Origin of the sequence: Paraburkholderia sp. GAS32 (assembly GCF_050434225.1) — a bacterium.
Taxonomy (GTDB): Bacteria; Pseudomonadota; Gammaproteobacteria; order Burkholderiales; family Burkholderiaceae; genus Paraburkholderia; species Paraburkholderia madseniana.
In genome coordinates, this window is record NZ_JBNPVS010000018.1 from 150,980 (window position 1) to 162,976 (window position 11,997).

10 protein-coding genes are annotated in these 11,997 nt (G+C 64.1%); all 10 read left to right on the forward strand.

Annotated features, from left to right (window positions below):
- Positions 1-23: 23 nt before the first annotated feature.
- Entirely contained in the window at positions 24-1,421 is a 1,398-nt protein-coding gene (locus P3T25_RS22395; RefSeq protein WP_171926853.1) for a type II and III secretion system protein family protein, read from the forward strand.
- A 132-nt stretch (positions 1,422-1,553) separates the two neighbouring features.
- The gene (locus P3T25_RS22400) at positions 1,554-2,795 is read left to right on the forward strand and encodes a fimbrial protein (RefSeq protein WP_154567852.1); all 1,242 of its coding nucleotides are present in this window, start codon (positions 1,554-1,556) and stop codon (positions 2,793-2,795) included.
- 3 nt (positions 2,796-2,798) lie between these two features.
- The gene (locus P3T25_RS22405; RefSeq protein ID WP_154567854.1) at positions 2,799-4,181 is read left to right on the forward strand and encodes a CpaF family protein; all 1,383 of its coding nucleotides are present in this window, start codon (positions 2,799-2,801) and stop codon (positions 4,179-4,181) included.
- Entirely contained in the window at positions 4,174-5,208 is a 1,035-nt protein-coding gene (locus P3T25_RS22410) for a type II secretion system F family protein (RefSeq protein ID WP_408516284.1), read from the forward strand. The genes P3T25_RS22405 and P3T25_RS22410 overlap by 8 nt, the downstream gene beginning before the upstream one ends.
- A 2-nt stretch (positions 5,209-5,210) precedes the next feature.
- Positions 5,211-6,224 carry a type II secretion system F family protein gene (locus P3T25_RS22415; protein ID WP_154564907.1) on the forward strand — a complete coding sequence of 338 codons (1,014 nt, stop codon included), beginning with the start codon at positions 5,211-5,213 and terminating at the stop codon, positions 6,222-6,224.
- A 10-nt stretch (positions 6,225-6,234) separates the two neighbouring features.
- Complete coding sequence (locus tag P3T25_RS22420; protein WP_429358970.1) at positions 6,235-7,116, forward strand: tetratricopeptide repeat protein; 882 nt, start codon at positions 6,235-6,237, stop codon at positions 7,114-7,116.
- A gap of 37 nt (positions 7,117-7,153) precedes the next feature.
- The gene (locus P3T25_RS22425) at positions 7,154-7,549 is read left to right on the forward strand and encodes a DUF3613 domain-containing protein (RefSeq protein ID WP_154564905.1); all 396 of its coding nucleotides are present in this window, start codon (positions 7,154-7,156) and stop codon (positions 7,547-7,549) included.
- Position 7,550: 1 nt separating this feature from the next.
- The gene (locus tag P3T25_RS22430) at positions 7,551-9,365 is read left to right on the forward strand and encodes a TadG family pilus assembly protein (protein WP_154564903.1); all 1,815 of its coding nucleotides are present in this window, start codon (positions 7,551-7,553) and stop codon (positions 9,363-9,365) included.
- Positions 9,366-9,380: 15 nt separating this feature from the next.
- On the forward strand, positions 9,381-10,772 hold the full coding sequence (locus P3T25_RS22435; protein ID WP_093632485.1) for a sigma 54-interacting transcriptional regulator: 1,392 nt from the start codon (positions 9,381-9,383) through the stop codon (positions 10,770-10,772).
- A 47-nt stretch (positions 10,773-10,819) separates the two neighbouring features.
- Positions 10,820-11,524: a DUF2968 domain-containing protein gene (locus tag P3T25_RS22440; RefSeq protein ID WP_154564901.1), complete on the forward strand. Its 705-nt coding sequence runs from the start codon at positions 10,820-10,822 to the stop codon at positions 11,522-11,524.
- Positions 11,525-11,997 lie beyond the last annotated feature (473 nt).

Below are 11,997 nucleotides of genomic sequence, written 5' to 3' on the forward strand. Positions count from 1 at the left end.
CGGCCGGACGCGTCCAAAACTACATGACAGAACGGATTTTTGTTTTCGGGAAAGTGGCGTGGGTCGGGTTGGCCTTGCTCGCCGTATCGGCTGCGACTGACGCGGCGGGTCCGGCGCAGCAAGGGCATTCCGCACAAGCGCCCCAGGCGGCTCAAGCTGCGCCCTCGCAAACCATCGACCTGAAGGTTGGCGCGCAGCAACCGCTCGCGACCGGCCACACCCTGAAGCGTGTCGCGATAGGCGACCCCGCAGTGGCCGATGTGCTGATCATCAAGGGTGACAAGCGCGGCGGCGTACTGCTGGTCGGCAAGGCGGCGGGCACGACCAACCTGATGCTGTGGGCGAGCGATCGCGAGGCGCCACTGATCTATACGGTCAACGTCATCACGCCGGCAGCGGCTTCGCTGCTCGGGCCCGATACGCCGAGCGTCAAGGTGCTCGGCGGCACGGCGGTGGTCTCCGGCTCGTCGGCGACGATGGAGGCGCATCAGCGCGCCGTGGTCGCGGCGGAAGGCTCGCTCGGCAAGGATGGCGCGGTGTTCGACACGTCGACGGTGGCGAGCCGCGCGATAGTGCAGGTTGATGTGCGGGTGGTTGAGTTCAGCCGCTCGGTGCTCAAGGAAGTGGGCTTCAACTTCTTCAAGCAGAACAACGGCTTTTCGTTTGGCTCGTTTGCGCCATCGGCGCTAACTTCGGTTTCCGCGACCGCGGGGCAGCAGCCGCAAACGACGGCTACGACGCCGATTTCGTCAGCGTTCAACCTGATTTTCAACTCCGCCACGCACGGGCTGTTCGCGAACCTGAGCCTGCTGGAGAGCAACAACCTCGCGCGCGTGCTGGCGGAGCCGACACTCGTGGCCTTGTCCGGACAGAGTGCCAGTTTCCTCGCCGGCGGTGAAGTGCCGATTCCCGTGCCGCAGGCGCTCGGTTCGACCTCGATCGAATTCAAGCCGTACGGCGTCGGACTCACGCTGACGCCGACCGTGTTGAGCCCGCAACGCATCGCGTTGAAGGTGGCGCCCGAGGCGAGCCAACTGGATTTCGCCAACGCCGTGACGATCAGCGGCGTGTCGGTGCCCGCGTTCACCACGCGCCGTGCCGACACCACAGTCGAACTCGGCGACGGCGAGAGCTTCGTGATCGGCGGCCTGATCGACCGCGAGACCGCATCGAATGTCTCGAAGGTGCCTTTGCTCGGCGATCTGCCGATCATCGGCACCTTCTTCAAGCAGTTAAATTACCAGCAGAACGAGAAGGAGCTGGTGATCATCGTGACGCCGCATCTGGTGTCACCGCTCGCGAAGGGCGCGGCCTTGCCGTCGACGCCGGGCGAGCAGTCCGAGCAGCGTAACGGGCCGGTGTGGCGCTCGCTGATTGGTGGTGTGGCGGCGCGCGACGCAGCGCCGGGATTTTCGAAGTGAAGCCGGCGGTCGCCCAGGCGGCGCGCCGGATCGGTGGAGCAGTGAGCCAGCATGCACGCGAACCGCGCGAGCCCGCTGGCAAGCAGTACGACGCGGGGGCTTCGCAGCCCATGCCGCATAAGGATGTCCAACATGAACGCGAGAACGCATTCATTGACTGAACGGGCGGTCACCGATTATTTCGTGTTTGCGTCGCTGGCCGACGAACACGTGCATTGGCTCGCCGATACGCTGGTGGGCGCAGGTGTGGTCGAAGTGGCCACACTCGATCCCTCGATGCTGATGCAACGCATTGCGGCGCTGAATCCGTCGCTGGTGTTCGTCGACTTTTCCGGCGGCCGTGCCGCGGCGGCGAGTGCCGCGGCGAGCGCGGTGCGCGCGGCCTATCCCGGCATGCAGATTGTCGCGCTCGGTTCGCTCGCCGAGCCCGAAAGCGCCTTGGCCGCGCTGCGTGCCGGCGTGCGCGATTTCATCGACCTGTCCGCGCCCGCCGAAGACGCGTTGCGCATCACGCGCCAGGTTCTGGACAATCTCGTCGAACCGGTTAGCCGCCATGGCAACGTCACTGCGCTGCTGGGTGCGCGCATCGGCATGGGCGTGAGCACGCTGGCCGCGAATCTATCGGTGATGTTGCAACGGCGCGACGTCGCGCAAGGACGGCAAACCGCCTTGCTCGATCTCGGCCTGCCGGCCGGCGACGGCTCGCTGCTCCTGAATACGCGCAGCGAATTCAATTTCGTCGAAGCCGTGCGCAACCTGCGCCGCTTCGATCAGACCTTCGTGCACACCGCACTGTCGCATCATTCGAGCGGTCTCGCGCTCACCACGCTGCCGCCGAATCTCGCTGACATGCGTGAGGTCTCGTACTCATCATCGATCGGTTTGCTGAATCGGCTGCGCGCGTTCTTCGATCAGCAGATCGTCGATCTCGGCGGCTTCACCAATAGCGAGTTCATTGCTCATGTCGTGCAGGCTGCCGACGAAACGTGGCTGTTGTGCGATCAGGGCGTCGCCTCGATCGTTTCGGCGGTCAGCGTGCTCGACGCGTTGCGCGAAGAGGGCGTGGACACGGCGAATGTGCGGCTGATCGTCAACAAGTTCGATGCCGACCTCGGTCTCGCCGCCGCGCAGATCGCCCAGCGTCTGGATATTCCGTTGCTCGCCACCTTGCCGGAGCGGCGCATCTCGCTCGGCCAGGCGGTCAACCAGGGGCATCTGCTGGCCGATGTCGCGGCGCGCGATCCCTACGTGCGCGCACTCGAACCCTTGATCGAACGGCTCGGCGGCGCGGCGCGCGCGGCCGCGCAAGCACGCAGCAAATCGGCGCTCGGCGCGCTCAAGCGCTTCATTCCAACCACTTACAAGCGGTCATAGACGATGGCAAAAGAAATCGAATTTGCCGACGACGCGCCTTCGTTTGCGCATAGCCAGCAGTTCCAGGACATCAAGAACGCTGCGCACGAACACCTGCTGACGCGTATCGAGGAACTCGGCTCCGAGTTCGGCCGCTGGTCGCGTAACGCGATCAACCAGTTCGTCGATCTGGAAATGGACAGCTTCGTACGGCTGCGCCGGATTCCGATCAACGAGAGCGAAGTGCGGTTGATCGCCGAGGCGCTGACCAAGGAACTGGCGGGCTTCGGCCCGATCGAGGATCTGCTCGCCGATCCGGCCGTCGAAGATATTCTGATCAACGGCTACAACGACGTCTACGTGTCGCGTCACGGCATCCTGACCAAGATTCAGGTGCGCTTTGCCGACAACGCGCATCTGCTGCGGATCGTGCGGCGCATTCTTGCGCCGATCGGGCGGCGTCTGGACGAATCGAATCCGATGGTCGACGCGCGCCTGCCGAACGGTGGGCGTGTGAATGTGGTGATCGAACCGCTGTCGATCGACGGGCCGATCGTCTCGATCCGTAAATTTCGCAAAGATCCGATGCGTCCCGAGGATCTGCTCGCCAACGGCACCTACAACCCGGAAATCGGCGCGTTGCTCGAAGCGGCGGTCGCCGCGCGCTGCAACGTGCTGGTGTCGGGCGGCACGAGTTCGGGCAAGACCTCGCTGCTCAATGCGCTGGCGTTCCACATCCCCGAGCCGGAGCGGGTCGTGACGATCGAAGACACGGCCGAGCTGTCGCTGAACCACCCGCACGTGGTGCGGCTCGAAAGCCGTCCGGGCGGCTTCGACGGCGCGGGCGTCGTGACGATTCGCGACCTGCTGCGCAACACCTTGCGGATGCGGCCGGACCGCATCATCGTCGGCGAAGTGCGCGGCGGTGAGGTGCTCGAAATGCTGCAGGCGATGAACACCGGCCACGACGGTTCGATGGGCACCGTGCACGCCAGTTCGCCGCGCGAATGTCTGTACCGCCTCGAAATGCTGGCCGGGTTCGCGGGCTTCCAGGGCACGGAGTCGAGCTTGCGCCGGCAGATCGCCAATGCGATCGACTTCATCGTGCAGATCGGCCGCCTTTCGAATGGGCGCCGGCGAATTCTGTCGATCACCGAGGTCACGGGTCTGTCGGACAACATCATCGCGACGCAGGAGCTCTATCGCTACGAGCCGGTCGCGACCGCCGAGGGCGACGAACTCGATAACTGGGTGTCGCTCGGCATTCACCCGCACTCGCCGAAACTGGCGCGTTTCCGCCAGGCGTTGGGCGGTGGCGAGGCGCAGAACGGGTTTGGTAACGCGGGCTTCGGCGGTGGTGGCTTCGGAGGCGGCGGTGGCGGCTTCGGCGGAGGCTTCAATGTCTAGCGTGGTACTGGTCTTCGCGGCGCTCGCGCTGCTATGCGTGGCGCTCGCGTTGCTGCTATGGCAACGTGGCGCGCAACGCAAAGACCAGGCGAGCACCGAGCGTTATATCGATAGCCGCATGGCGGCGGCTATGCCGGGCGGCGCGGGGGCGGGCGGGTTGGCGAGTGGTGCGGGAGGCGGTCCGCGCGTCGCGCCCGCGCGTGCCGCCGCGGCGTCTGCGATTATCGCACCGCAAGCGCCGCCGGCCGATGCGGGCTGGCTCGCGCGAGGGCGCTACCTGCGCGCGCGCGTGCGCTTCATGGTCCAACACGCGACGGCTCGCGCGGGCATTGCCAGCGCCAAGGGTCCTGCCGCGATTGCCGGCGCAATCGTGCTGCTGCTGTGCGCCTGGGCCGCGTTGGTAGGCGGCGTCCTCGCCGCCGGCGCGACGCTGATTGCGTGCGCGATGTTCATCTATTTTCTGCTGGCGATGCGCGCGAACAAGCGTCGTCAACAGATCGTGCGTCAATTGCCGCTGTTCCTTGACGGTATCGTGCGTCTGATTACGCTCGGCAACAGCGTGCCCGCGGCGTTTCAGGCAGCGTTGCAAACCACCGAGGTGCCGCTGCGCGAATGTCTGGACTATGTCTCGCGGATGCTGCGCACCGGTGTCGAAATCGATCGCGCGCTGTCTCAGGTCGCGCTGATCTATGGTGTGCGCGAGCTCGAACTGGTTGGCGCCGTGCTGCGTCTGTCGGTCAAGTACGGCGGCCGTGCCGACGTGATGCTCGACCGCATGTCCTCGTTCATGCGCGATCTCGAACAGGCCGAGCGCGAACTCGTGGCGATGTCGGCGGAGACGCGACTTTCTTCATGGGTTCTGGCGATGCTGCCGATCGGCATTGGCGGTTTTCTGATCCTCTCCAATCCTAAATATTTCGCTTCAATGTGGTTCGATCCGACCGGGCGGCAACTCGTCTACCTGGCGTTCGGCCTGCAGGTCGCCGGCGTCTATCTGCTGTATCGCCTCACGAGTCTGAGGACATGACGATGCAAGTCCATCAACTCGTCGCTCTCGCACTGGCACTGGCCGCGCTCGCGCTGCTGTTGATTGCCGGGCTGGTGTTGGCGCGCGTGGCCGCCGTGTGGCGCAGCGAACGCACGCTCAGACACGCGCTCGACGAACGCGCATTGCAGACCGCGGCGCTCGCGGCCGCTGCGGCCGCACGTGGCGCGGACGGCGCTCAGGGCGCCTCGAACGCGGCTTTGCGAAACGTGCGGCCCAAGGGTTTCAAAGGACTGCTCGAGCGCTTTGCGCATACCGGGATTCGTTGGCTCGACACGCCGTTCGGTCGCCAGGTCGTGGCGGAAGAAGACCGCCGCCTGCTTGAGCAGTGCGGCTTCGTGGATACGCGCACGCGCGGCCTGTTTCTGGTGGCGCGGCTGGCGGGCGCGCTGGTGCTGCCGGTGCTGGTCGGTACCTTGGCCCGCGGCTCTCTGGACGGTCCGCGCTACGTCGTGCTGGTGGTTATCTCGATCGTGGTGGGCTTCATGGTGCCGAAGATCGTCCTGAGGCGGCGAGCTAGCAAGCGCCGGCTCGGGGTGGTTGACGAATTGCCGCTGCTGGTCGATCTGTTGCGCCTGCTGCAGGGCGTGGGCTTGTCGCTCGATCAGAGCTTGCAAGTGATGGTCAACGATTTCCGCACGATGCTGCCCGTGCTCTCGAGCGAGCTGGAAATCGCGCAGCGCCAGTTTGCGACGGGCCGCACCCGCGAGCAGTCGCTGAACCGGTTGGCTTCGAGTTACGACAACGAAGATTTGCGCGCAGTCGTGCGCCTGCTGGTACAGGTCGACCGGCACGGCGGCGCTGTTCAGGAACCGCTCAAGCAGTTCGGCGACCGCCTGCGCGAATCGCGCCGGGCGATGTTGCGCGAACGCATTGGCCGTCTCGCCGTGAAGATGACCGGCGTGATGATCATCACATTATTGCCCGCGCTGATGATCGTCACAGCCGGCCCGGGCGTGCTGGCTGTCCAGCATTCGTTGCGCACGATGCATCGGTAAGGATTTAGCAATGGCTCACTGTCTATCGTTCGAATTTTTGACGCGCCCGGCTGATAGCGTGCGCCGTGCCACACGCTGCAGCGTGGCGCTGGCCGCGTTGTGCCTGCTCGGCGCGTGCGCGTCCAAAGACGTCGCGGGTTACGGCGTCGGGCCGCAGGCCGAACGAGCGGCGATGGCTCAGCAAGCCAATCGCGATCCCGCGCCGGACACGCCAGGCATGTATCTCGGACTGATCGATCAGATGCAGTCGCAGGGGCTTTACTTCGCCTCGCTCGCGCATATCGACGCGTACGAGAAGCAGTACGGTGCGAGCCCCGACACGATTTTGCTGCGCGCCGACGCGTTGCGGATGACCGATCAGCCCGACGCCGCCGCGACCGCGTACGGCCAACTGCTGAAGACGCCGCTCGCTACGCGCGGCTATCGAGGGCTTGGTCTGATCGCCGGCGCGGCTGGCGACTTTGCGCGTGCGGCTCAGGAACTGCAGCAGGCCGCGCAACTCGCGCCGACCAATGCGGTGACCCTGTCGGATCTCGGCTACGCGAAGCTGCGCGATGGCGATGTGAACGGCGCGCGCGTACCGCTTATGAAGGCGGCCGAGCTCGATCAGAACAATCCGAAGATCGTCAGCAACATGGTGCTTTATCTGCTCGCCAACGGTGACCAGGCACAGGCGCTGGCGGTGATGAACCAGCAGAAGTTCACGCCGGACGTGCGTGCGGCGATTCGCAGCGATGCGGCGAAGGTGGCCGCGGCGGGGCGCGCGCAAACACGCGGGTCGCAGGCGCAACCACAACAACAGTTCGGGCAGGCGGGCGCAGGCACCGGCACGGTTGCGAGCGCGCAGGGTATCGAACCGGCGCCGCGTTTATTGCAGCGTTTCGCGCAATGAGCGCGCAGTGACCGATCAGGCAATCAGGGGAATCGAGATGAATGACAGAACAACGAAGCGGGGCTGCAAGGCATCGGTGCTGTGGGGGCTGTGCTTCGGTGTGGCGATGGGGGTAGCGGCTTCAGCGGTTGCGCAGACAAACGACGCTGCTCAGCCGGTAAAGGCCACCGAGCCTATGGTTCGAGCAAGCGAAGTGGGTCACTCGACCCGCGCATGGCTCGACCTGCAAAGCAGCAACACGGAAGCCGCGCCCGCGCTGCCGATGCTCGGCGCCGAAGCCGGGCTTGCCTACCGTCGTTACATGGAATCGTTCAAGAGCAAAATTCCCGACCTGTACGGGTCGGCGCTGAATTCCGGCAGCGGGGGTGGAGGCAGCGGCGGTGGCGCGATGGGCGCAACCGGCGGGACTGGCCCTGGGGGCGGTTCGTACTGACATGCGCAGCCCCTCGACCTTTACCGTGGCCGCTCGCTATCCGCGCTCGCTGCGCGCGCGGCTCGGCCGCGCGCCGATGTCTGGCGCGCGCCGCCAGCATGGCGCGATCGCGGTTCTGGCGGTGATCTGGCTGGTCATCGCGATCGCGGCGCTCGGCGCGATCGATATCGGCAATCTGTTTTTCGTGCGCAGGCAGTTGCAGCGCACGGCGGATCTGGCGGCGATGGCTGCGGTCCAGGTCATCAGCACGTCGGGCGCCTGCACGACGGCGACCACGGCCGCGCAGCAGAATGCGTCGTCCAATGGTTTCACCGCCGACGGCACCAAGACCATCCTCAACACGACCTGCGGGCGCTGGGACACGAGTTCCAATACCTACTTCGGCACCACCGGCAACCCGCTCAATGCGGTGCAGGTGCAGACGAGCCAGGTGGTACCTTATTTCTTCCTCGGACCGACGCGCACCGTGACGGCGACGTCCACCGCGTTCGCGTCGAACATCGATGCGTTCTCGCTCAGTACCGGCATCGCGACGATCAACACGCAGCAATCGGCGCTGTTGAACGCGATCCTTGGTGGGTTACTGAATACCAGCGTGTCGCTCAGCGTGGGCGACACGCAGAGTCTGGCGACCGCGCATATCAAGCTGGAAGATCTGATGGTGGCGCTGGGCGCATCGACGATGCAGGGCCTGCTCACCACCACGGTGAGTTACCAGACCCTGATGGTCGCAATGGTCAAGGCGTTACAGGCGGGTGGCGATACCGTTAACGCCGCGATTTTGCAGACGCTGGCCGTCGCGATTCCTGGCGGTCAGAACATCACTGTGGGTGACGGCGGTACATCTGCGCCTGGGCTTCTCTCACTTGGACTGGCCAACCCGAATGCCGCGACGACCGCGACGATCAATGCCTTCGACGCGTTAATGGTTGCCGCGCAGATCGCGCAGCGTCCGGACCCAACGACCGGCGTTGCGCCGGTGATCAATGTGACGACAGGCTTGGCCGGTGTGGCGGGTATTTCGTTGCAGGTCATCAATCCGCCAGTGCTGGCCGTGGGTGAGGGCGGTACGGTAGGCACCGGCGCGAATGCTGTGTTCCGCACGCAGGCGCGCACGGCGGTGGTCAATGCGACCATCAGTCTGGTACCGGCGCTGTTGCCGACATTAACGGTGGGTTTGCCACCACTGGTATCAGCTTCGATCTCAGCGCTGAGTACGCCGCTCGTGGTGACGTTGGCCGTCGCGCCTGGCAAGGCGACGTTGAGTCCGGTCGACTGCGAAAGCACCAAGGCGGCCACTACCGCGACGATTCAGGTTACTCCAGGCATTCTTACAGCCTGTATTGCTGGAGATGCATCGTGTAGTGCACCGGTCAATGTGGCAACGGTCACGGCGACGCTCCTCGGTTTCACCGCGCACGTCGCAAATGTCGTATTGAACAATGTGCCCTTGAAGCTTGCTCCCGGTACGACTACGCCGCTGGTATTCAATGGGTCGTCCGGTAACTTTGACTACAGCCAGAGCGCGAACTCCAACGCGCTCGGCAGCGATGCTTCGGTATTGACCACGCAATTGCTCGGGAATCTGGGCAACATACTGAAGGTGTCGCTTTTAAACAATCTGATCGATATCTCTTCGCTCCTCACGGGGATTACTACAGCCGTGACGAACGCCCTGACACCTCTGCTGCAACCGGTCTTCGGCCTGCTCGACACCGTCATTGTCCCAACGCTTTCGCTGCTGGGCATTCAGGTCGGCACCGCCACGGTCCACAATATGTCGCTGACATGCGGCGTCTCGCAACTGGTCAACTAGCGTAACCAAGACAAGATGAGAACCAACCCCAAAATCGAGGAACTCGATATCTACGTCTGGGAAGGCAAGGCCGACATCGTCGACCGGGTCGCGCGCTGCATGGCGAGCTTCGACGTCGAAGTGATCCGCGCGGACGATATCGCGATCTCGCCTGAACGGACAGCGCTGCGGCCGTCGCTCGCGATCATCAGCGTGTCGGTGATCGACAGCGGCGCGCTGCTCATGCGCGACTGGCAGGCCGCGCACGGCATTCCCGTCGTGTGGGTCGGCGCCGCGCCGCGCGACCATGATCCGGCAACTTACCCGTCCGACTATTCGCACATCCTGCCGCTCGACTTCACCTGCGCCGAATTGCGCGGCATGGTCATGAAGCTGGTGCTGCAATTGCGCGCGCACAGCGCCAAGACGCACGAGTCGGATGCGATGATCGCCAACTCGGAGTGCATGCAGGCGCTGCTGCACGAAGTCGACACGTTTGCCGACTGCGACACGAGCGTGCTGGTGCACGGCGAAACCGGCGTCGGCAAGGAGCGCATCGCGCAACTGCTGCACGAAAAACATACCCGCTACGGCCAGGGGCCGTTCGTCGCGGTGAACTGCGGCGCGATTCCGGATGGTCTGTTCGAATCGCTGTTCTTCGGCCACTCGAAAGGCTCGTTCACGGGCGCGGTGGTCGCGCACAAGGGCTACTTCGAGCAGTCCGACGGCGGCACGCTGTTCCTCGACGAAATCGGCGATCTGCCGCTCTACCAGCAGGTCAAGCTGCTGCGCGTGCTCGAAGACAGCGCGGTTACGCGAATCGGTTCGGCCACGCCGGTGAAGCTCGATTTCCGGCTGGTGGCGGCGACCAACAAGCATCTGCCGCAACTGGTCAAGGACGGCACCTTCCGCGCCGATCTTTACTATCGGCTTGCAGTGATCGAGTTGAAGATTCCGTCCCTCGAAGAGCGGGGCGCGGTCGACAAGATTGCGATCTTCAAGGCGTTCATTGCGCAGATCGTCGGCAGCGAGCGTCTCTCCGCCTTGCCGGACCTGCCATACTGGCTCGCCGACGCGGTGGCCGACACCTACTTCCCTGGCAATGTGCGTGAACTGCGCAACCTGGCCGAGCGGATTGGCGTGACGGTACGTCAGATCGGCGCGTGGGACGCGGCGCGCCTGCAACGGCTGCTCGCGCTGGCGCGCACCAGCCAGCCGGTGCCGGCCGAGAGCGCCGCCGAGGTGCTGGTGGACCGCAGCAAATGGGACATGGCCGAGCGCAACCGCGTGCTGGCCGCGCTCGACGCAAACGGTTGGCGCCGGCAGGACACGGCCCTATATCTGGGGATCAGCCGCAAGGTTTTGTGGGAAAAGATGCGCAAATACCAAATTTTTGACGAAGAGCCCGAAACACGCGAAAGTGAGTAATAATGAGACGGTTGTACTAAAACAAAAACTGTTCAAGCAGGATTTACATGGACCGAAAGTCGAAACTACGGCAGATTGCCCTGGCTGCAATCATCGCGATGGGGGCCGTGCAGAGCGTGAATGCGCAGGCTCTGCCGGATAGCGGATCGAGCGCTGGCGTCGTTTCCCAGCCGGGCACGACGATGGCGTTGCCGTCCACTCAGGCGCAGACGAGCGCCTTGACGCCGGACGAAGCCAAGCAGTCTGCAGCGGGCAATGTAGCGGAATTGCAGCAGATGATCCGGGGTTCGGATCTGAGCGAATTGCGCACGACATACAACGGCAGCTATGGAGCGAGCTTGCTGTTTTATGGCAAGGAGATGACGTACTACGTGGCGTTGTTCCAGCAGAAGAACTTCTGGCGCGTCATCAAGACGCAGGACGCCACGCGTGCCGACATGATCTACAAGGATTTTGTGCGTCAGACGCTGCAACTGTCGGACGTCGAGATTCGCCGCACGCAGCTTGAAGCGCAGAAGGCGTTCACGGAGCGGATGATCGCGTTGTCGCAGGACCGCGCCAACCGCTTGCAGGCCGACCTCGACGTTGCGCATCAGCAGCAGACGATTGTTGCGAACCAGCAGCAGCAGACCCGCGCCGAAGCAACGGCGCTGGCACAGCAGAAGGCTGCCGCGCAAGACCAACTGCGCGCCGCACAACGCCAGGTCCGCGAACTGCAGCGCCAACTGGAAACCGGCCTGCCGTCGCATTGAACGCGATGGCCGGAATACCGGAAGATGGGCGGGCAAGGCGGCTTTGAAAGTGCCGCCCACCCCCATCAGACGTACGAGCCGGACACACAAGCCCAGCATACAAGCCGTTTAGTAACGCAAGTCACCCATCCCCGCAGTAGAAAGCTCTTTTCTGAAGCATCCCTGCCGCACGAACAGGCACTCGCACGCCCCCTGGTTTCCCATGCAGACCCGTCCGCGACGCACGTAGTGCGGAGTGGGAGCTGATGACACCTTTGTCACAAGCGCTGGAAGGTGCACGATCCCGGATTCCACGGAGCCACTACCACTTGCAGGCCACGGTTCCCGCTTAGCATTAGCGGTTTGAGCCGCTTTCTTTGCTTACTTTCTTTGCGGCGGCGTAACTATTCAGCAGCCGGAAGCGGCGAAACGACGAACCCGGCGAAGCCCAAAGCCAGCGCGTCGATCAGCGAACGGTTCTGTTTGCGCAGACT